Source organism: Lysinibacillus sp. FSL W7-1291 (assembly GCF_038593415.1).
Taxonomy (GTDB): domain Bacteria; phylum Bacillota; class Bacilli; order Bacillales_A; family Planococcaceae; genus Lysinibacillus; species Lysinibacillus fusiformis_D.
Map to the genome: position 1 here is coordinate 2836770 of NZ_CP151994.1, position 20784 is coordinate 2857553.

Consider the following 20784-nt stretch of genomic DNA (forward strand, 5'->3'; position numbering starts at 1 on the left):
CACCTACTAGCAATGACACTTCAAATAATGGGATCTCTAATGAGAGCGTTTCACTAGTATAAAATGTTATGAAAAAACAAAAGCCTTCTAATCCACATTCGTAGCATCGACGAAGAGATTAAAAGGTGAAAAAAGTATGCCTATGTGCTTCTGCTTCATTTGCTTATCCACGAATCATATAAGTTGGACGGTTCAGGGTACTATACGTATAAGAGTGTGTATGATTCGTTTCACTTACGATAATTCGAATGGTCATCCCTTCTCCTACTTTGCTGTCTAAGGTGAATTTCCCATTAAAAGCCTGAACTCGCTCTTGCATACCTTGAATGCCCATAGAATCGGCAAGTAAAATATCATCTATATGACAACCCACCCCGTCATCGGTATACAATATTTCAAAGCCCTCTTCGGTACCCAATAAATAAATTTCTACTGTATGGGCATACGAATGCTTTAAAGCATTGTTTAATAATTCTTGGAACAGTCGATAAATCATTAAATTCAAACGCTCATCCTCTAAATAAAGACGGTCAATGGTATAGATCAAGACAAAATCAGCGCGTTTATGGATTTTTTGTATAAGCTTCTCAAGGGCTGCATTTAAACCCAATGTATCTAAGAGTGGAGGCTTTAAATTTTCACAATAGCCCCTTAAATCATTCAATGAGGTAAGCATATGTTCATGAAGCTTCACAAGTTTTGTGGGGATCTCCTCTTTTTCCTTTGTATGCATGAGAACACCCATTTCTCTCGCAATATGAAGCTGTTCTTGTAAAATCGTATCATGAAGTTCCTGAGCAAGCTGATATTTTTCTTCCTCGAAGCGTAGCCAAAGTAATTTGTTGAGCCATGGCAGCTGTCGATTATCAGCCTCTTTCATATGCTTTAACTGATTTAGTAGCTCCTCGACCATTTTTGTATTTTCGATAAAATTATTTAAATAGAGCAGCAGCAATTCGAGCCATAACAATTCCTCATCCTTCAGATAAATCGATTTATTATGATCCACAACAAGAATGCGTTTATAATTTGCATCTTGATGAATAAAGGCGATATAGAAATGATCGGTTTTTTTAATATCCCCTAAACCTAATCGTTCGACTAGAACCTCATCAATCTGATGCTGCGTGTATTCCTTGGATTTGTTCGTCAATGTCACTTGATGTGTTTGAAAATCATAGGTTAAAACATATACCCTTTCCATTTCAAGCTGGAGCACAACCTCCTGTACAAATTTCTCCAATAAATCCTCAATCTTTACAACTCTCCCAATACTATCGACGGTTGTATACAAGCGGTGGATGTAATCCCCTTTTGTAGAAAATAAAATTTTCCGCTTACGATAATCAATCCGCTCTTTTATATAAAACAAAGCCATTAACGATAGAAAGGCAAAAAAGAAAATCTCCGTCATGCGCGTAATGGATAGATCGGTCAATAAATATAAACCGGCTAATAACCAAATTGTAAAGCCAAAGGAAAAATTAAAATAATAACGTAATCGAGAAATAAAATACTCCATATCGAAAATACGTTCAGTTAGTTGTGTGAATATGAAGCTAAATGGAATAAGCATTAAAAATAATGAACATACATCGGCGGATAATAGTTGTTTATGAAATAGGATTTCAGGTAGTGCGTAAAGAAATAAAAAAGGCAAAAATGGGATGATGATACTACTTAATAGTATTTTTAATTGTGGAGTTCTATATTTGAAATATCCTTCTATTATAATTCCAAGAATTAATAGTAATAAGAAGAAAAATAACCCCAAAATGATATATGAATTTTGAAAATGAGTTGAAGGATACAGAACACTGAAAATACTAAGTAATACACCAAAAATAGGAATGACATAAACAGTACTAATTCGCTTTATAAACAACCATTTTATCTCTATGAATTCAAAATATATCTTCAAAAAGTGCATTAATATCACTAAACATAGTAACATGCTGCTACGGTTGATTATAATACCTACAATATTTAATCTACTAGAAGCTCCACTACTAACATAAGCCAATGAAACTGTTAAAATAAAAAGAATTAACAAATTAATAAGAATCGTATTTTTTTGTTTATATTTTAAATATAAAGTGATAAGCAAAGTTAGTATAAAATAACAAAAAGGGACTATTAAAACATAATAAAATTGTTGAGGTATATCAGATAACTTTATTTTTAAGTTTATAATAGTCCCATTACTTTTCATTACAGTCAATTCTCTAGCAGATCGAACTACAGGTTCATACTCTAAATCTTGAATATTGTCTATTTTTATACCATTAACTTCTAAAATTATATCCCCTGTAGTAAGTTGCTGTTTTTCAGCCCACTCTTTGTAATATGGCTCCGTTAAAATCCATTGTCCATCCGCTTTTTGTACCTTCAAACTCAAAACAGGCTCACTATATGTAACATTTAGTAAATATAGACCTAATACCAAATAAATACTTATAGTGAGCCAAAACCATTTTTTTTTATTTAAATTTAATACCAAATTGTGCTTTCTAAACATATATCTTCATCAAACGAATCCAAGATTGCCTTTTGTTCAAGTGCTGAAATACCAATAAGAGAAGCTTTTTTTTCTTTTAACAATGTTACCAACGACGGATTTTGCTCTAAATATTGAATAACGTTAATCATTAAAATCTCCTCATTTCATTAGTTTTTTTAAGATTATAGTTACAAGTATTTGCCAATAAGTTCTTTATTAAAGTAATTATTAACCATATATGTAACTATATTTTCATTATACTATCTCCCTCCAATAATTCAACATAATTTTCTAAAAAATACAAAAAATTAATAGGATATGTAATAATTTTGCTATATTCCTCAAATCAAATTCTCCAAAAATAGACATAAAACCAAATAAAAAGCCTATTCCCAATAGCAGGAATAAGCTTCTAATAGTTTGCATAGCTATATTGTTTCAAACTGACAGCCATCTTGTAGCCACTTGTTTAAATCGGATGTGATTAACGTAGCAAGTTGGGGATTCATAACACCACAATCCACCGCAAAAACGTGACCATCCTCTCCTTGTCTATTCATTAGAAAAACCATTCCACCTCCATCATCACCAATGGCTATATAGCCCTTCGCATATTCTGCTACTTCCCAAGTCTCGTTTCTTTCTAGCAATTCTACTGTACCGTAAATTAACACGCCGTTAGTGAACGATAAACCATTCATCTCTTTTAAGACATATCGATAAACTTGAGGGAGATGGAAAGTCAGGCCCTTCTCCACATGTAGAATTTCGTGCTCTGTAGCAGGTGGATTGGCCGCCGCACTATTATGTAGTGGGTACATTTCGTCACCATCCTTTCATTTGAAATAGCTTACACCTAAGCTGCACAAAATTCGTAAAATGCCATGATTAAGTGGTCAATCTCTTCTTTCTTAATCATTTTATCTAACCATTCATGTGGAATTTCATCCATATTCTTATACATACCCGCAATAGCGCCCGTAATGGCTGCAACGGTATCTGTATCTTCTCCCAGATTTACAGCCCTTAGAATAGCCTCTTTAAACGTTGTAGAATTACCTACACACCAGATTGCGGCCTCTAGTGAATGGACAATATAGCCACTTGAGCTAATATCACGCTCTGCAATCTTTAAAAAGTTTTCCTTAAAAATCCTTGCATATGCATTTAGCTCCGCTCGCAGATCATCCTGTAAATGACTTTGGAGCAATGAATATACCTCTTTTAAGGCTGTTTCTAGCGTATTATTTCGATATAAGCTTAATAGCAATTCAATATAAATGATGGACCCAACGATTGAACGTGGATGGGCATGCGTAATTTCTGTATATTGTTGTACCCATGCTTTTCTTTTATCAAAATCTAACTCATTCATCACCACAAATACGATAGGCGCTATCCTCATAAGGGTGCCATTGCCATTATCAAACTCGCCCGTTTTTCCACAATGCTCAGGTAAAACACCATTTTTATAGTTCGTAACGGCTTCAGCAGTCGTGATGCCTATATCAAACATTTCTCCAAATGGTGTAAGATAGCCCTGCTCCATGTATCGTACAAACTTATTCATTAAGGTTTTCGTATCGCCTTTTTCAATGATATTTTCGACTAAACATAACGTTAAAGAAGTATCATCAGACCAAGTACCTGGTGGCTGATTGTAAGTACCATACCCGGTCACATCCTGCACATGGAAAGTCCCTCTTTGCTTAAACTCAACAGGTACTCCCATTAGATCACCGATAATTCCACCATATAATGTTGCAAACACTCGTTCCTTCAAATTTGTATCTACCATCGGATGTCACTTCCCCTTTCTATGTCAAACATAATACAAAAAAGACGATAATTGAAGATGTGAATCTTCCCCCATCGTCTGTCCTATAAAGTGGACTCTATTGATATTTTTTCATAAATATTTATGTTTAAACTAATACCTCAATTGACTTTAGCAAAAACATATCTATTATTTTCATGTGGACATAAACAAAAGAGCATTTAACTGTTTCCAACAAACTACTTGTAATAAATTATAAAATTTTCGATAGTTTACTACCGACAAACGCATTCCCCCAACCATTATTCTCACCTATTGAGAATAGCTTAAAAGGATTTACATCGGGTAATGGTATATGATTTTCAATCAAATAATTAATTAATATCTCTAACTCATCCAAACTATCTTGCCCATAGTCAACTATTTTGGTATATGCATGACTAGTACCAATATAATAAATTGATGTCATCACAAATTCTATTTTCTTATCAAGATTTTGATATAATTTAGAAAGAAATTCAAAGTTTTCTTCATCTAAATATTCAAAGTCATGTTCTTCATACAATTTAAACTCCAGTAAATTTTCTGGAATTATTTCAGATATAACACCACTCCAATCATCAATATACTTTATACTTGTGAAATCCCACAAATATTCTAATATTATTCTCCATTCATTCACATCATAATCTAAATATTGTAAGGTATTTTCTAAACAGCTAATGCTAAATGAAACCCTACCATTCAACGAAATTTTTCTAAAAATTTGTATATTCACAATAAAACTCCCTCATATATAAATTTGTACAAAATGGGGATTGATAAAAAGAAAAACATATGTAAAAAAGAAACTTATGGCGTCTTCTTTACATATTTTTTTGTATCTTAATTAAGAATATTGCCAATAACTTTTTATGGGATTCTCAATTAATTGAACCTTCTAAAATATATGCATCTAAATAGACCCGAACGCAAAAAGATAACTTTAAGATCTACCTTCTTGTACTTTAATGGCCATTAAGTTCATTGAGTAAAAAAAAGACCTGCGTCATTCTCACTACAGTTTCTCTTTATAAATAAATATCCAATTGAGACAAAAATGATAATCATTTAAACCTAAGCTTTCTAGTTGTAACAGAGATGGCTTACCCCCAATTAACGATCCACAGTAAAACTCTATGTCATCAAAATCTTCATCTTCTTCATCTAAATCCAAATTCAATTCATCCCCTAAAATGGACTCTTAAGCCGGAATTAGGAAATTTGATTCATTTCGAAGATCACTTGCTTCGTGTAATAAAACTCTTGTAAATCCTTGTTTAATATTTTCAAATTCTTCTTTATCTCCATGAAAAGTGATTAAATCTAAAAAGTAATCATCCCTTTTATATGTTGTGAAAACAGATAGGATGTGTTCTTTTGGTAAGTTTAAATTTAGAACTTTGTTAAGAAAATTTGTTGGTAAACATAATATAAGAGCTAATTTATCTCCATTTGGATTTAATGGCCAATCAATATTTTTAGGCAAGAAGCTATATCCGCCTAGTCGTGGTACAAGGGATTCATTTTCAACTCTTTAAAAATAATTTCAACTGACATCTGTTCAACTCCTACATTTTTTGTACAAGTTTTTTTATATGTAAGGTATATCTAATACCTATTTTTTAGGAAAAGTCGCTTTATCTTTATAATAGAGAGGTGGTCAATCCCAATCGAAGAGTCATGCTTTTCATAATTAGAAAAGCTTTTATAAAGAAATGTTCATAATTTAAAAGAAACCGTAGTTAATAATAGGTTATATGTTTTCTACCCTTTTTTCACTTTTTTCAAGAATATACATAGGAATTATTACATTTCCGAGTGCGCCTGACCATATACATAGAAGCCATGTAAGTAATTCGTCACTAGGAATAACAAATAAATCCTTTAGTCCATTTTAATTTTGTTGGTTCCAGTAACTATGTATTCATCGTTTGAATATAAAATTATTATTCTCTTTAATATCAGGAGAGTTTTGAAATCAGAATATAAACAGTGACTGTTTCAATTTTTTGTTCATAATCGGTTAAAAGTTGAGAGATTCATTACAGATATACCATTTATGATTAAAATTCCATCAAACAAATAATAAAATTATTATTCCTATTCATACCACTCATCACCTGAATATTTTTCCATTAAGTCCATAGTTTTAGGTTCATTTTCAATACAAAAATTTAGTATTTCACCAATCAGTAAATGTATCTCCTCTTGTTTAACCTCAAAACCTCTATGTTCTTTCCAATCACAATTAATTATCACATTCAAACAATTATAATCCTCCATATTATATAAAAAATCCCTTATAATCATTGAAAATGCAACATTATAACCTTTATAATTAACCCAAACTACAGCATTTCCATTATCCAACATATTTACTTTAAATGCATAATCCTCATAACTAAACCATACAGTATTACTACGTCTTTTTTCCTCTTTCATAAATTAATTTCCTCCTTAGATGTCATAGAAACCTGTAAGAACATCTAACGTAGATTACTTTTTGTACTAGTATGACTTCACCGTACTTCTCATAAAATTGATTAGTGTTGTTGTATTAGGATTTCCATATTGCTATCTAGTTTTGACCACCTTCACTTATACACTTCGCTATAAAAATACGAAAAGCACTTGTTACCATTTATAACAAAAGTGGCTTGTAAGATAGACCTTTTTAAAGTGACTCCTTCTACCATTTTCGCTTATCGATTCATATGTAAAGGTCCTCCTATACGTTCCTCCTGGATATAGATGTTCTAAGAACATTGCATAACTTTCGAAATTTTATATTATACCTTCTTTAATTTTACTTCTTTATTGAGTATATTTTCTTCTACTCTCATGAGTAGCTAAATCTGCATAACGTGTCGTTATTGGTAATCGGCTATTTTTTTCTACAAAATGTAGCGTTATTTTGATGGAAGTCTCCAAATCGATCCAGTTACCGCATGAAATAAAAATGGGCTTTACATCCTTTCTCGTTCTCATCACTGCCCCATATACTTCTCCATCAATCTCAATATAAGTAACATCTCCTATTTCATTTTTTGGCATTTGAAAATCGGTATCTTTTATCTTCAAATAACTTTTTGCAACACCTATTGTGGGTTTCTTCAAATAAAAAGAAGCATGTGTTGCAATGCCCATATGCCTATAATGAAGATAACCATTTCCATCAAACATATAAAGATCTGGTTCACATTGCAGCTTTTTCACTGCTTCCATTACCAAAGGTAGTTCCCTAAATGCTAGATATCCTGAAATATACGGCACATCTATTTGACTCGAATATTCTACTTCTTCTATAATTTGTTTTGTAATATAATCTATTACGACAATACAGCAAACGCCATAATCGATCTTTCCCTCTGTCCAATAGGCAATATCAATTCCCGCTACCAAATGGATATCTGCCAATAGAAAATTATTTTTTAATGAAATCTTAGAAATCCATTTTTCTTGTTCACTTTTAAAGAATTCTTCATCTATTTTTTCAACATACGTTGGATATAGTTCCATTAATCCGTTCTTTTCTTCTAATATATTGCCTTGTACATCATATTTTTTAAAACTCACTAAGCTACCTAATGCTCTATTTTCAATTAATTTTAAAACACCATTTTCATAAAAATCTTTTTGTATACCATCTAAAATATTTTTGTTGAGATGTTTAATTTGTTTGACTTGTCCATTCGGATAAAAATGAACCATCTCCCCGTTCTTCATCCCCTTCTTAACCATATAGTAGTTGGCTAAATGACCATTTTCATAACAGTCATAGATTATACCTGTAAAAAGATGTTCGTTATTATTTTGATCATATTCCACTATAAAAGAATCATACTCATCTCCTCCATACCCAAAGTTCCTCCCAAATTTCTTTCCATTTTTCATAACGTATTCTGTGTTTAATATTTCTTCTTTCAACTTTAGATACCTCCGATCTAACTTCACATCCATCTAATAAATACAAATAGTATGGATAACATTTAAACATAATTCCATTAGACTTATTCTTAATAATGCCAGTTCTTATTACATTCACCGTCAAATCTAAAAACCGCTATAAATCTCCCATTGTATTAACCACTTTGAATTTTCATTCTAAAGCCGTCTTGTTTTTACCCATAACAAAAAAACTTAGATGGCATATAGCTGATCAAGTTATTTTTTAGCTGCTATGATTCGAAAGTTGTTCTATCAGGGAACACACCACCCTCTTTTACTAGGCAAACTGCCAATCTTTGAGCAGCTCTATCATAATAAAACTTAGATGGAAAATTATTACCTGAGATAGCTTCTAACTCGAAAAACTTTCTAGTAAATTTATTTAGCTCAATTTTCCCCATAACATTTTCATTAGGTCCGAATCTGTAAACCACAGTTTCATTATCTTCACATTCTTTTAGTAATAAAACGTATGATGCCATCTTTCTTCCTCCTCAGATGGATACCTAGGGCTCGCTCAGGTTCTACTATTCTATTAAACCATTCATAATCCTGTTTCATAATCTTCTATCAAATGTGACCAATATCCTTCTGCTTCCTTCATTGCTATGGGATCAATTTGCTCATACACCTTCCTCAACTCAATGGCATAGTTATATGAAGTGTATACACCTTCTTTTTTCATTTGCATTGATATTTCCTGCCTAATCAAATGAAACAAGAAGAACGTTCTTACATTCTGATTAAGCGTATAAATTAAAGGATGATGTAAGGAAGAACTAGTAAAAAGCTCATCGCTCCCTTCTTTTAAATAAAGTCCGTATTCATTAGACGCACAATGTCCCACTTTGATAAATGGCACTTCTCTAATCGCAGTTTTTGAGAAGTTGTTAAATTCATAGAATTCAAAATCACCAAATTCTTTTGGCACTCCGATATCTTTCATAAAACTGGCATTTGTAACACTTATCCCAAAATCAACCAATTCGTTGAAATCATAGTTTCGTGTTTCTGAATCATAATATGCTCGTAGCTCTAGGATATCAAAATCCATACTTTCACTCCTTACTTAATTGCTTTCATACTATTTTATTGTAGGATTTTTTGATTAGCCTCCATATACTTGTAGCTATACTATTGACACAGGTTTCGTTTGTAAGGACTGTCGGGTATAGGGGCGTTTTGTTTCTTTGACCATTTGCTTTATTTAACTTGTATGTGAATAAGCTTCTTACTTCCAGTGTAACCTCTTCCCAATATCTGCTTTGAGAATGCTTCATAGCTTTCTTCCAATTAACTTCTTCAACAATGGTGCTACTAGTGCTAACCTCATTAAAATTCCCTCAATTTAAAAACCAAACCCTATCAATAATTTGTCAATAATCATTTGTTGCATCCTTGCATTAAGTTTTAGGGCTAAAACTAACTAGTAATCATGTTTAGTTTGGTTAAAACGTGTTTAATTCGTTCGGATAACTTTTCTTGTTCTTCTTTCGTAAGTTGTTCATCCGTTATATCTGCAATACTAAACGATTGCAGTTCATGTTTTACCCCTTTAATACCAAGTACATCTGTTAATTCATGATTATATAAACTCTCGGCTAGTGTTGTATAAATAATAAACTTTTCACTATTAGTATTTTTACATTCCCTCTTAAATCGATGTAAGACACTTGAAATAATGGATTCAAAACTTTCGCTTTTTTTTATATAAACGTCAATAAATTTTCGGGCTTCTTCGTTTAGTTCATTATAATACCAACAAACTCTTTGGTAATAATTCACTGGCTTTTTTTTCAATTCTTGCAAAACATATTCTTTCCGGTAAATTAAATTGTTCCATTGTTCAAAGGTTAAACTATTTTCTTGTTTGATTGCTTTGAAATCTATTTCCTTTAATGAGTGTTCAATATAATTCATGAAAGAATATGAAATTTTTTCATGGGTTAATGTAATTTCTGAAATTATTATACAAAACATCGCTTTATCTGTTTCACTTTTTTTGGCTAACATGTCATATTCATTCAATGTTCTTGCAATCGCCTCCCCTTTACTCATTTTTTCTCCTAATAAATCATTGTAATCTTCTAAAATATATTCTTCATATTCTTCATAACTATAAACCATAAGAACCCTCCTGATATTTTGGTCATTTATTATTATCACCATTATACTTAAATGGTCATATATCGATATTTCTTATCAAACTGTAATTTCTTCCTTTGACTTCTTTAATAGGCAAAAAAGGTTCATTCCAAACTCATAATTCAAGTTGGAATAAACCTTTGAAAGTTTATCAAATGGCTGTCAGTTTAAAAGTGTTTGTTTGATTGAAAAGTATTTGCATATCTTCTTAAATTCTACTCATCGTTCAATTTGTTCAAACTGTTGTTTTGTATCCAAATCCTTGCTTCTTTACCCATTAGCATTATTGGTTTTTCTGGGGTTCCAATATTGATACTTTTTATAAAGGCCTCTTCTATTCCACAAATTCCTGTTAATATAGCCCCGTTTAGCAAAACTCTTTCAAACATTGCTAATCGTATATCAGCATTTAATAAAACTGCTTCACGAAAATCAGCCCCGTCAAAAAGACCAGCTACTAAATTAGCGTCTGATAAATCAGCTTTAACAAACACTGTTTCAATACATTCACTATCAGCAAGCCTAGCACCTTTAATATCAGCATTTGTGAAGTCTACATATGAGACATTAGATTTACCAAAGTCTGCTCCTTCTAAATTGGCAGATATAAAAGTTGATGAACATAGTAAAGATGAAGAGATATCCTTGTTATTTAAATCCATGCCATCAAAGATACAATCTGTTATATACGCTTGGTCTAGTGGATACGGGGACAAATCCACATTTCGCAAATCAATCTCATCTATACCTAGTTTTTCTCCTTGTTCCCCAATAGTTTCAATCCAAAGACGGTGCGACTCTAATTGAATGATAATTTCTTTGATATCAGTTGTCATACGAACCTCCCTTATAGATACCAAATAACCTCATTCGTTACCCCAACTTTCTCTATGCCTTTTTTAAATGGGGAATTATGTCTTGAGCGGATCTGTTTTTTCATGTTCTATAATGGCTTGTTTACTTTTCTGTCACACTGCCTTCTAGACCATTATTAGCATTTTGAGACCTTCACTTGTACTCTTCGTTTAGTAATCCTGATTAACATAATCTCACCTATTCTCCCTCTTATTAGTATTTAAATAACATCTCCTGATGAACTGTCTTTATGAGTTATTAATACAAATTCAAGGATATTTTTTAATGTACTATATTTTTATTTATCGCCAGTAATTTGTTATCTCCATTAGTCTGTACGTACTCCTTTATTATATTTGAACTAATGACAACACTTCAAAGCTGGCACAGTAAAACTTAATGATGTTATTCTCATAATCTTCTACTAAATAATTATTTGGTAATTCAAAACCTTTATCTTTCAAACTATTAATTCTAAAGCCTGTTATTTGATTAGAACTATTTCCAAATCCTAATAAATCTAAAGTAGTAACATCATTAAACTTCATTTTCAAAATAAACTTCCTATTATCTAGCTCTAATAAAAAGCTAACTTCTAAAAATGAAACTTGGTCATAATAAGAATTGTATCCAATATAATAGTGGAAATCAGCAATACATTTGATATCTGTTGTTTTAAAAGAAGGAATTTTATTTTCTAACTCTGTTCCTTCATACCACTCATTTATCATTTCACTTTCTCCTACACTGTAATCTTATCATTTACTTCTTTAAAAGCACTTGTCGCCTTGTTATAGACAATCAAGTGCTTTAAGTAAATTACAAATCCTACTATACTTTTTGTTAGATAAAAAATACCTTTACAAAGTTACGTGTCAAATCCAATTACAATCCATTCATCTACATAACTCCAAAAATTAATATTATATTTGGGCTTTAATTTTGCAGACCAAAAGGTAGCATTGTTATCATCACAATTTGTATAATCTATAGCTATGTAGCTCCCCATACCATTAGAGAAAAAGCCAAAAGATGAATCTAGGTTAATTTTGATAGGTTCTTCTAAATCATCAATAATACTCCATTCAATTGGTATTACATCATCATCAAGTTTACCAATTTCATCCATTGTTAATATACGAACATTTTCATTGTACTTTTTTAAATATGTAAGTTTTTGCACCATCTACTGATGATCTCCCTTTTTATTTAATTCATTAAAATCATCTCGTAAAGTTTTATGATGTATTTAAACTGTCCACTTTTTCATTGCCATTTCCTTCAGTCTAAATCGAGTAGAATTCCTCTTAAGCAAATGCTTTGTTATCTTATTGGACATCGTTCTCTTAGTAGGGAATGTCTACAAGTACTCGTTTACAAATGCCTCTTATTTGAAATTCTCCAAACCATGGTATGGATTTAGTATGTTTTCTCCTACTTCATTGATTGTTTCTTGTATTTCTTGAAGTATTGCTTTATCAATGTCTTGTCTTTGGCTAATAGAATCTTTAATTTTTTGAAAGCATTTTTTTAAACCCAAGTTTACAACAATCGACAAAATAATATCTACATCATCATATGATTCAGTATTCCACAAATCACAAAGAACTCCATCAACATTAGCTCTTATGTCAGCATGTAATAACTCATAAGTCAGCACTTGCCTGTCCATTAATTGACTCAGTATCTGTAAAAATACATTTTTATCAATCTTATTAGATGAAAAATCATTTAAAACATCTCGAAATAATGAAGCTAGTTCATTTACTGATAAAAATTCTGGCAATTTTCGGTATTCCTCTAAATTCATCATCATTTCCCCCTGTATCGGTACAGGAATATCATTTAAAGTTTGATTTTTTGTCCAAGTACTGCCTGATTGTTTATTACCTATCTTTAGTAGAGCATTTTATAGTAAATGAGATGCTGGCCCAGAATATTACTTAGAGCAACAGGTTAGGAGCACGCCATCTAATAATGAAAGTTTATTTACCAGATAAGGATAATATATACTTCTCCCCTTTTAGGAGTGTGATTTATACCTCCAATTTAATCCATGTACCCCTCAGCAATTTGTATACTTCTCTTTAGATTTAAATCTGGGTATCTTTGATCTAGGGAGTATAGTAATTCAATATACACTTTACTTTGTAAATTATATGCCACTTCTTCAAAAATTTCACTTAAAAATGAAAGTTCTATTTTTGTACAAATCTGTAAAAATTTCAGAGTTAAGTTTTCATCTTCACTAAGTAAAACAACTAGTTCTTCCCATTTTTGATTAATTCTTGGGTCATTATCATCTAGTAATGCTCGTGCACCTAAGATTGCTCTAATTTTTTCTTCAAACATTATTAATGCTCCTCTTTAAAATAACAAATGAAACAAAATCTTGGATTAAGCCGAATTAACAAAACCTTCCACCTAATCACTTAGTTATCTAATTCCAGCAATATGGGGCCTTTGCACCTTTATTTACCCATTTTCCAGCTGTCACTGCATTACCCACCACTGGAGTCGTAGTCTCTGAGGAGAAGGTCACATTGACCTGATCACCCCTTTCCTTAAATACTACCTTAACCTAGCGGATCAACCGTAATATTCGGATCTCCAACATATCCATACAATGTCGGATTATTTTTTTCGAGCCCATTCGATTAGGTATATATTTCCATATTGAATAGCTTTGACAAAGTCCTCTTATGCCTTCCCTTTGTCCTGGATACGGATGTTTTAAGGAATTACATAACTTTCTTTAGTTTTAATTCCAAACGTTTCTTTCATATATGTATTTGAAGGCATATGTTAACCCTTTATATCGCCTTTTGATTTACTTGGATATTTTCCAAATTACCTATTCTTTAACACACTTCAAAGTAATGAATCGCTAGTTTGTGATATATTTGCTTCTTATTCTATATACTTTTTTTATAATGTTCTTTCATTTCATCACAAACATTTTTATCGCTACCCTTAGTTACTTCAACAGTTTTACTATTTACCCTCTATTTTTATTAGTTCTTCCATAAGCGTGCATTCCTAGTAGTGTTTTGAAGTGCGGTGTGATTTTATAATATTAACTAAATCTCACACCCTCTAATTTTAGAAATTGATCAAACCTAGTTACCATATCTTCTTTAGTTATTGGAACTTCTTGAGGCATATAATTAATAAAACTCTCCATATCTTCTGGGTAGTGATGATTTCCATAAAACGCTGCAATTTTATTTAATAATTCATTATCTTCTTTACAGCTATCTTTTATTCCAGATAAACAAACAAATCTGAGTTTTCTATTCTCCTCTACTAATATGCTGCTTTCTTCATCTAATTTGGGGAAATAAATCGTTTTTATTTCTGACATCACTTTATCTAAATTTTCACTAGATACGCCCCATGCAAGTTCACTTACAAACCCACTTGCAACACCAATCTCCATCAACTCTACCGCATAATCCGAAATAACGTCTTTAGTAAAATAATTTTCTCGGACACCTATAAAAATAGTTTTCCAGTCATACTGAATGTGACTATTTTTTAAATCTTTTAAGTTCAAATTATTCACCTCCTACTTTTTTGGAATTTCATTTAGTTACCCGTTATAACACCATTTTCAATGAATTCTTTGTGGCTCACTCCACCATTTGGTTCAACAATCCATTCAAAAACAACTTTTTTTGCCATTATTACTCCCTGTTATTTGATAAAAGTTCCTTTTAATCTTGTCCCCTTTTACCAGTTGGAACTCCTCCGCTAATCTTGACTATTATCACCTTGATTTTCTCATTACTCTTCATGTATTCCTTTAATCTCTCTCCCTTCACATAAATTGTTGAGAGCTTGATATATTCCGCAACCTATTTTCCAAATATAGTAATCATCTCGTACTGCGTAAACTTCCCCTGCTTTAGACATATACAATACTGCATTATCTCTAAAAGCAGTACCAATGACAACCAAATCCTCACCTATTATAACTTCATATCTTTTATAATGTCTTCTGTCTAAATCCCCCAGCCCTTCCTCCGGATCTATCACAAAATCATCCAATTTTCCATTATATTCATAGATACACTTTAATTCACCAAATTGCTCCAGTACCTCTTTTACGCAATCGAAAACGACATATCCTTTATCTGCTAGATATTTTACTTGTGAACTAATATCTTTTTTTCGGTCTGGTATCCATCCTGATTGCTTTAAGATTTTTATTGTTTTTATCGACAGTCTTTCCATACTAAACACCTTACTTTTTACCAAAAGGTAGAATCAACATTAAACTTCTCAAAAATTACTCTATTATTAATTTAGAATAAAGTTAAAATATGCCTAACCAACTAATTATTTTTTATAGTCATTTCCTCTGGTTTGTTAATATTTATCAGATAAATTGAATCAGAGCTAGAATATACTTTTAATAAGTTTTCTTCTAGCTCAAGTTTATTAAATGGATTGGAATCCGTTGAAAAGAATGCCCATATCAAATTATTATTCAGGTCAACATTAGCAACAAACCCTTCATTCCCCATACTACCTTCACCACAAATAAATATTTTATCATCATGCTGTAGAACTTTAGGATGTTTCTCAAACTCACACCAAATGTCTTCATGAAAAGACATTAAAGTCGGACAAAATTCCCCTTCTTTTTAAAATATCTCCCCTATAATAATGACAATCCCTTTCTTTTAAGATAGTCTGCCACAAAGTGTTTTAGTTTTTATTTTTCCAGAAATGATTTTCTATCTTTGACTTTTTTGTAGAAATTCAACATACTTTTTTGCTTGATTTGCATTAATACTCTCGCTCTTAAATTTTTATTTTGTATCTTTCAAATCTCCTTTCATCCAACTAATTATTATATCTTTTATTTTTTCCAAGTTATTATTATTTAATGTGCAAACTATCACTAACTCTTTCTGGCTACTATTGTCCATAGAGCTATTCATCCAATAATAAAATACATCCTCATGCTTAGAGCTCTCTTGGATAATTTTTATTATTTTATTCTCTTTTTTTGATTTTGCTGAAAATATCGGATTTCCATCCATCATTTTTTTCCATTACTGAAGGTAGTATTATAGTAGGGGCATATCCAATCACTTCCATCAATATTCTCTCTATGTAACAACATAAAAAACATATCAATCCAATATTTTTCTAAAGCTGTATACACATCTTCCTTATCCATGTAATTAACAAAGTAATGAAGCCTATTACTATTTTCCACAACACTTCCCCCAGCATCTTTAATAAACTTACGAGCCCTATCTAATTCGTTTTTCCTTATTTTTTTGTCCTTCTTGCTCTCATTATTATGTATTTTTAAATTTTCCTTACTTGTTGTTCTCTTGAAAACCCCAGACTTAACAAGCTTACTTTCTCGATAAAATAAATTCCTTTAAATTTTAGACCCCAATAATTCATTTCTGGTCAATTCTAACTTTTGCACCTAACGACATAAAATAGTTAGCTAAAACTAGTGTATTTTCCCCATGTCCCTCACCTATTAGAAACCCATTACTAGTTAATCGGTTTCGTATCTCATCGAGTGATAGTCCTGTTTCTTTTTTTAATGCTAGGATCACTTTTGATTTATTTTTACCCGGATCATCAAGATACACATAATATTTTTTTACTTTTTCTTTAATGCGTTGCTCAATTGGAGTAAAATTTTCTGTTGATTTCATAATGGGAAGAAATCTACATATATTTCTAATTTCTTCATCACTTAATTTAATTCTCCACTCTTTCTCCATTAGCTCATAGAAATTAGATTGATATTCTCCGACTTTATAGTATCTATCATCATGTTTATCAAGCCAAACAGACAAAAAAAAGTCGAACTTTTCGAGTGAATCTACTAGGAGTTTTGGAGAAAACTCTTCTCCAACATCACCATAATAAATTGGAGTTTCAACTTTACTAATATCTGCAATTACTGGATTCCCACTCCAATTGGAGATAATAATCCAATTTTCATTCCATTTCATTTTTTCTGAAATATCTTTCCAACCTTTTTCATCTCTAATAAATCGATAACCTTCTAAAGCGACTAGTAGATTTTCCATACCGACTATATAGAAGTCGTTCGTCCAATAAAACAATATGTCTTTAGATTTTGGTAAACCACTGTACCATTTCAAAAGGGCTTGGCTTAAAAGAGGGAGTTTAAAAATCTTTTCTAACTCCCCTTTCGTTTCTGTAGATGTTCCTAAACATCTAACCTTACTGCTATTTTCATACTTAGAAATTGCATGAGCTAGGTACTTCACTGCTTTTTATAGCTCCCTCCACTGTTATATTTCTCATTGCTTGTCAATCAATTAGTCGACCAGAGTTACATTAGTATCGTTTTGTCTATGACCTCTCTCACCATATAAAGGTTCATTATCAAGTAAGGAGAAACAACCATATTACCCATTTACTTTTTAATAAAATCCCATAATACCCTAAGACTGAAGTTACAAAATTAATCACTAGCAAAAAAACGCTTCTTTAACTAATAAACCTAACCTTCTAAACTTTTTAACCACTTATTATAGTAGCTGAACTGTTCTTCAATTTTTACAAACCTCAAACCATTGTCAAATTCAAATATATTAACTATATCTTTTAATCTAGCTGGCTCTCCTATTTTTAATTTATATGCTAAATGTCCGGTACCCATCGATAGTTGCATTTGAGATGGATAAACATTTAACGCAGCCCCATTACACATGACTTGTATATGTTTATCCTCTAGATGTTGTCGCAGGCTTTGAAGTGCCAGGAAAAAGTTATCATGTTCGACACTTATTGTGTCATCTAATATTAATAGTTCTATTAAAACCATTTCTTCTTCATCTGGAGATTCCTCATACAGTTTCAAAATACCATCAAATATTTTTCCGTCATTCATAGCAAGTTTTATAGTTTTACTTTCATAATTCAAAATATCACCTTCCATATAGTGGGGTAGGAGGTATTAAACATTCTAATTGTTCTGGACTGGCGAACGAGCCCCGAGTGATTTATTAACTTCAATATAATTAGAGGTTTTAATTTCATAAAAGTGACACCATTCCTAACAAAAAACATATGTAAAGGAGATTTTTGAGTTCTTCATTATATTTGTTTTGAAAGTAATAGTAAAAACTAATCGTACCGTGTTTAGCTATTAACTAATAAAATTATATAACCTATTCAGCTTCTCCCTTGCATAACTTCCTGCATATCAAACAATAACTTAATATTGTTATTTTTCTCTGTGTATCCAAAATGCACTGGACAGGAAAACTTTTGATCCTCCAAAACTGCACGTGCTTGCCCAATTATAATTTTACACCAATTCTCCTATTTTTCCACTATCACCCATAAACCGCTTCTGAATTTGTCATAGCCACAGTTAAACCCTATCAAAAAAGTAAATAAATTAATGAGTCATTTTATCAGATTTCAATCCCATCTTTTTATAAATTCATTCCTAACATCCTCTGAGTTCAGCAACCTCGCCGAATAATTTTCAACTTTTTCTGCTCATTCATCAGCAGAAATAGATATAAAAACTGTTATGTCATCTTTTTCATGACAAAAATATTATCTGGAAGGTTACAAGCGTTATGTATAGCAAGCGTTTTATTCGACACTCCTCTATGTTCGAAGCAAAAAAACCATTCCTACTCGTGGTTCAAGAGAGAATGATCTTTTGAAAATTTATTAAATATTCGAAGCATTTAGTAATTGACTTGTTCGTTGTATTGAACAGTCTTATTATCACTTTGCAAACCTACCACTTTTCATGTATTTTCGAAAGAAGGTTTACTTAAATCAATGTGAAATTTTCACAAATATAAAACAGCCTTTATCTTGTCCTGAACTGAACCCCGAATAGTGGACACTTTAAAAAAAGTGGACCTTATTCGGGGTTTTTCTATTTTCAACGTTTGAAAACCCCGTTATACTAACCATACCATTTATGAACGGGAGAACATCATGAGTAAAATAATTTTTAACGAACACCAACGCAGACAAATTGAAGCGAATCCAAATGTCGCCTCAGTATCCGACCGCTCAATTCAATATACAGCCGACTTTAAATTAAAAGCTGTTCAGGCAAATTTACAAGGAAAAGGTCCAGTCCAAATCTTCAGAGAAGCGGGATTTGACTTAGAGCTGATAGGGATTAAGAAAGCTAAAAGTGCAATTAGCCGTTGGAAGAAAACATATCAAACACATGGTAAGGAAGGCTTTTTAGAGGAACGTCGTGGAAAAGAGAGTACTGGTCGACCACGCCTTGAAAACTTATCCGCAGAAAAGAAACTTGAGAAAGCGGAAGCGCGTATTCAACTGTTAGAGGCAGAGCTTCATCTGCTAAAAAAGCTCGACGAAATGGAAAGGCAGGCGAAAAAGAATCGTTTTTAACACCGAAAGAGAAATACCAAGCCATCAATGAAACAATTCGTTTCTATCAATTAAAAAAGATGACTCGTCACCTTTGTCAGGTAGCGAATGTCAGTCCAAGCGGCTATTATAAGTGGCTTCAAAATAAGGAGAAACACGCTTTACGTGAAGAAGCTGATTATCAAGATTACATCTTATTAAAATCAATTTATGATCAAGCGAAAGGCAAAATGGGTTATCGTGGATTTTATATGGCACTGGTAGATGTGCTGGACACACCGATGAACCATAAAAAGATTCTTCGTCTGATGCGTAAGTTCAATTTATATGCGAAAGTACGTCGTGCGAATCCGTATCGTCTGTTAGAAAAAGCAACAGAGGCGCATCGCCGTATACCGAACCATTTAAACCGAGCATTTAAGCAAGAAGAGCCAGGAAAAGTATTCTTAACAGATATTACGTATCTGCAATATAGAGGTGGTCAAAGGGCGTATTTATTATGCGTGAAAGTTGTCGCAACACGAGAAATTGTAGCATACGAATTATCTACTACGTTAAAGATGTCCCTTGTCTATAAGACGCTTGAAAAGTTAAAAACACATCTAGAGGGCCATCTTCATCCAGAAGCGCTGATTCACTCGGACCAAGGTATTCATTATACACACCCAGAATATCAGCAGCGTGTAAAAGAAATGGGACTTTTTCAATCAATGTCCCGCAGAGGAAATTGTCTTGATAATGCGCCAATGGAATCGTTTTTCGGTCATTTCAAAGATGAAGTAGACTATAAACAAGCAGAAAGTTTGGCAGAATTACACACAATAGTGATGGACTATATGAACCATTATAATCACACACGAAAGCAATGGACATTAAAAAAGATGGCTCCGGCAACTTACCGAAGCCATCTCATTGCGGCTTAACCTAAAACTACATCCCTTTTTATTAAACTTTCTACCAAATAGGGTTCAGTTCACTAGTGTTGCTATTGACTCTTTTTATTTTATAAATTTGCTACTTTCAAATAATTTATTTTTAATAAAATAAATTCCATAGGTATATAATCAAAAAGTCACACATTTTCATTTCCAAAATACAATTTAATGCTTATCTCCAAAATCGTATTATCTAAGAG

At 31.9% G+C, this 20784-nt stretch carries 25 protein-coding genes; 1 reads left to right on the plus strand and 24 read right to left on the minus strand.

Annotated features, from left to right (window positions below; genetic code table 11):
* Window positions 1-163: 163 nt before the first annotated feature.
* The 24 genes from NST76_RS13695 to NST76_RS13810 all read right to left on the minus strand — a co-directional run bounded on the left by NST76_RS13695 (window position 164) and on the right by NST76_RS13810 (window position 18201).
* The gene (locus NST76_RS13695) at window positions 164-2518 is read right to left on the minus strand and encodes an ATP-binding protein (RefSeq protein ID WP_340809215.1); all 2355 of its coding nucleotides are present in this window, start codon (window positions 2516-2518) and stop codon (window positions 164-166) included.
* Window positions 2491-2649, minus strand: a complete 159-nt coding sequence (gene comX, locus NST76_RS13700; RefSeq protein ID WP_036125665.1) for a competence pheromone ComX — start codon at window positions 2647-2649, stop codon at window positions 2491-2493. Before comX ends, NST76_RS13695 begins: the two co-directional genes overlap by 28 nt.
* A gap of 279 nt (window positions 2650-2928) precedes the next feature.
* Complete coding sequence (locus tag NST76_RS13705; protein WP_036125669.1) at window positions 2929-3321, minus strand: SMI1/KNR4 family protein; 393 nt, start codon at window positions 3319-3321, stop codon at window positions 2929-2931.
* Window positions 3322-3356: 35 nt separating this feature from the next.
* Complete coding sequence (locus NST76_RS13710; RefSeq protein WP_342544004.1) at window positions 3357-4298, minus strand: ADP-ribosylglycohydrolase family protein; 942 nt, start codon at window positions 4296-4298, stop codon at window positions 3357-3359.
* Between the two features lie 232 nt (window positions 4299-4530).
* Window positions 4531-5055 (minus strand): hypothetical protein, encoded by a 525-nt coding sequence (locus NST76_RS13715; protein ID WP_340811522.1) that lies wholly within the window; start codon window positions 5053-5055, stop codon window positions 4531-4533.
* A 279-nt stretch (window positions 5056-5334) separates the two neighbouring features.
* Window positions 5335-5493: a hypothetical protein gene (locus NST76_RS13720; RefSeq protein WP_340811523.1), complete on the minus strand. Its 159-nt coding sequence runs from the start codon at window positions 5491-5493 to the stop codon at window positions 5335-5337.
* 27 nt (window positions 5494-5520) lie between these two features.
* Entirely contained in the window at window positions 5521-5805 is a 285-nt protein-coding gene (locus NST76_RS13725; protein ID WP_342544006.1) for a hypothetical protein, read from the minus strand.
* A 614-nt stretch (window positions 5806-6419) separates the two neighbouring features.
* Window positions 6420-6761, minus strand: coding sequence for a hypothetical protein (locus tag NST76_RS13730; RefSeq protein WP_340811527.1), 342 nt, complete (start codon window positions 6759-6761; stop codon window positions 6420-6422).
* A 372-nt stretch (window positions 6762-7133) separates the two neighbouring features.
* The gene (locus NST76_RS13735; RefSeq protein WP_340812706.1) at window positions 7134-7838 is read right to left on the minus strand and encodes an endonuclease V; all 705 of its coding nucleotides are present in this window, start codon (window positions 7836-7838) and stop codon (window positions 7134-7136) included.
* 659 nt (window positions 7839-8497) lie between these two features.
* Window positions 8498-8749, minus strand: coding sequence for a hypothetical protein (locus NST76_RS13740; protein WP_271910288.1), 252 nt, complete (start codon window positions 8747-8749; stop codon window positions 8498-8500).
* Between the two features lie 62 nt (window positions 8750-8811).
* The gene (locus NST76_RS13745) at window positions 8812-9321 is read right to left on the minus strand and encodes a hypothetical protein (RefSeq protein WP_340811530.1); all 510 of its coding nucleotides are present in this window, start codon (window positions 9319-9321) and stop codon (window positions 8812-8814) included.
* A 368-nt stretch (window positions 9322-9689) separates the two neighbouring features.
* Window positions 9690-10394 carry an Imm3 family immunity protein gene (locus NST76_RS13750; protein WP_340811532.1) on the minus strand — a complete coding sequence of 235 codons (705 nt, stop codon included), beginning with the start codon at window positions 10392-10394 and terminating at the stop codon, window positions 9690-9692.
* Window positions 10395-10627: 233 nt separating this feature from the next.
* Window positions 10628-11248 (minus strand): pentapeptide repeat-containing protein, encoded by a 621-nt coding sequence (locus NST76_RS13755; RefSeq protein ID WP_340811534.1) that lies wholly within the window; start codon window positions 11246-11248, stop codon window positions 10628-10630.
* Window positions 11249-11617: 369 nt separating this feature from the next.
* Complete coding sequence (locus NST76_RS13760; RefSeq protein WP_340811536.1) at window positions 11618-11998, minus strand: hypothetical protein; 381 nt, start codon at window positions 11996-11998, stop codon at window positions 11618-11620.
* Between the two features lie 137 nt (window positions 11999-12135).
* On the minus strand, window positions 12136-12453 hold the full coding sequence (locus NST76_RS13765) for a hypothetical protein (RefSeq protein WP_340811538.1): 318 nt from the start codon (window positions 12451-12453) through the stop codon (window positions 12136-12138).
* 201 nt (window positions 12454-12654) lie between these two features.
* A complete protein-coding gene (locus NST76_RS13770; RefSeq protein WP_342544009.1) occupies window positions 12655-13083 on the minus strand; it encodes a hypothetical protein in 429 nt (142 codons plus the stop codon).
* A 233-nt stretch (window positions 13084-13316) separates the two neighbouring features.
* Complete coding sequence (locus NST76_RS13775) at window positions 13317-13619, minus strand: hypothetical protein (RefSeq protein WP_340811541.1); 303 nt, start codon at window positions 13617-13619, stop codon at window positions 13317-13319.
* A 724-nt stretch (window positions 13620-14343) separates the two neighbouring features.
* Window positions 14344-14823 (minus strand): DUF2247 family protein, encoded by a 480-nt coding sequence (locus NST76_RS13780; RefSeq protein WP_342544011.1) that lies wholly within the window; start codon window positions 14821-14823, stop codon window positions 14344-14346.
* Window positions 14824-15053: 230 nt separating this feature from the next.
* The gene (locus NST76_RS13785) at window positions 15054-15503 is read right to left on the minus strand and encodes an SUKH-3 domain-containing protein (protein ID WP_342534955.1); all 450 of its coding nucleotides are present in this window, start codon (window positions 15501-15503) and stop codon (window positions 15054-15056) included.
* Window positions 15504-15604: 101 nt separating this feature from the next.
* Window positions 15605-15889, minus strand: a complete 285-nt coding sequence (locus tag NST76_RS13790) for a hypothetical protein (protein ID WP_340811546.1) — start codon at window positions 15887-15889, stop codon at window positions 15605-15607.
* Between the two features lie 195 nt (window positions 15890-16084).
* A complete protein-coding gene (locus NST76_RS13795) occupies window positions 16085-16321 on the minus strand; it encodes a hypothetical protein (protein ID WP_342544012.1) in 237 nt (78 codons plus the stop codon).
* Complete coding sequence (locus NST76_RS13800) at window positions 16318-16497, minus strand: hypothetical protein (RefSeq protein ID WP_342544014.1); 180 nt, start codon at window positions 16495-16497, stop codon at window positions 16318-16320. Before NST76_RS13800 ends, NST76_RS13795 begins: the two co-directional genes overlap by 4 nt.
* A gap of 193 nt (window positions 16498-16690) precedes the next feature.
* Window positions 16691-17542, minus strand: coding sequence for a hypothetical protein (locus NST76_RS13805; protein ID WP_342544016.1), 852 nt, complete (start codon window positions 17540-17542; stop codon window positions 16691-16693).
* Between the two features lie 236 nt (window positions 17543-17778).
* Window positions 17779-18201, minus strand: coding sequence for a hypothetical protein (locus tag NST76_RS13810; RefSeq protein ID WP_342544017.1), 423 nt, complete (start codon window positions 18199-18201; stop codon window positions 17779-17781).
* A 1040-nt stretch (window positions 18202-19241) separates the two neighbouring features.
* On the opposite strand from NST76_RS13810, the gene NST76_RS13815 reads away from it, so the two are divergent.
* A protein-coding gene (locus NST76_RS13815; RefSeq protein ID WP_342544018.1) for an IS3 family transposase occupies window positions 19242-20572 on the plus strand; the annotation gives its coding sequence in 2 pieces (ribosomal slippage) (window positions 19242-19620 and window positions 19620-20572; 1332 coding nt in all).
* Window positions 20573-20784 lie beyond the last annotated feature (212 nt).

Excerpts from the sequence above, each read along its gene's own strand:
- comX (WP_036125665.1), bottom strand. The coding sequence starts at position 2,649 with ATGATTAACGTTATTCAATATTTAGAGCAAAATCCGTCGTTGGTAACA.
- NST76_RS13775 (WP_340811541.1), bottom strand. The coding sequence starts at position 13,619 with ATGTTTGAAGAAAAAATTAGAGCAATCTTAGGTGCACGAGCATTACTA.
- NST76_RS13765 (WP_340811538.1), bottom strand. The coding sequence starts at position 12,453 with ATGGTGCAAAAACTTACATATTTAAAAAAGTACAATGAAAATGTTCGT.
- NST76_RS13760 (WP_340811536.1), bottom strand. The coding sequence starts at position 11,998 with ATGATAAATGAGTGGTATGAAGGAACAGAGTTAGAAAATAAAATTCCT.
- NST76_RS13730 (WP_340811527.1), bottom strand. The coding sequence starts at position 6,761 with ATGAAAGAGGAAAAAAGACGTAGTAATACTGTATGGTTTAGTTATGAG.
- NST76_RS13790 (WP_340811546.1), bottom strand. The coding sequence starts at position 15,889 with ATGTCTTTTCATGAAGACATTTGGTGTGAGTTTGAGAAACATCCTAAA.
- NST76_RS13770 (WP_342544009.1), bottom strand. The coding sequence starts at position 13,083 with ATGATGATGAATTTAGAGGAATACCGAAAATTGCCAGAATTTTTATCA.
- NST76_RS13740 (WP_271910288.1), bottom strand. The coding sequence starts at position 8,749 with ATGGCATCATACGTTTTATTACTAAAAGAATGTGAAGATAATGAAACT.
- NST76_RS13755 (WP_340811534.1), bottom strand. The coding sequence starts at position 11,248 with ATGACAACTGATATCAAAGAAATTATCATTCAATTAGAGTCGCACCGT.
- NST76_RS13735 (WP_340812706.1), bottom strand. The coding sequence starts at position 7,838 with ATGGAACTATATCCAACGTATGTTGAAAAAATAGATGAAGAATTCTTT.
- NST76_RS13750 (WP_340811532.1), bottom strand. The coding sequence starts at position 10,394 with ATGGTTTATAGTTATGAAGAATATGAAGAATATATTTTAGAAGATTAC.
- NST76_RS13710 (WP_342544004.1), bottom strand. The coding sequence starts at position 4,298 with ATGGTAGATACAAATTTGAAGGAACGAGTGTTTGCAACATTATATGGT.
- NST76_RS13745 (WP_340811530.1), bottom strand. The coding sequence starts at position 9,321 with ATGGATTTTGATATCCTAGAGCTACGAGCATATTATGATTCAGAAACA.
- NST76_RS13785 (WP_342534955.1), bottom strand. The coding sequence starts at position 15,503 with ATGGAAAGACTGTCGATAAAAACAATAAAAATCTTAAAGCAATCAGGA.
- NST76_RS13705 (WP_036125669.1), bottom strand. The coding sequence starts at position 3,321 with ATGTACCCACTACATAATAGTGCGGCGGCCAATCCACCTGCTACAGAG.
- NST76_RS13695 (WP_340809215.1), bottom strand. The coding sequence starts at position 2,518 with ATGTTTAGAAAGCACAATTTGGTATTAAATTTAAATAAAAAAAAATGG.
- NST76_RS13795 (WP_342544012.1), bottom strand. The coding sequence starts at position 16,321 with ATGATGGATGGAAATCCGATATTTTCAGCAAAATCAAAAAAAGAGAAT.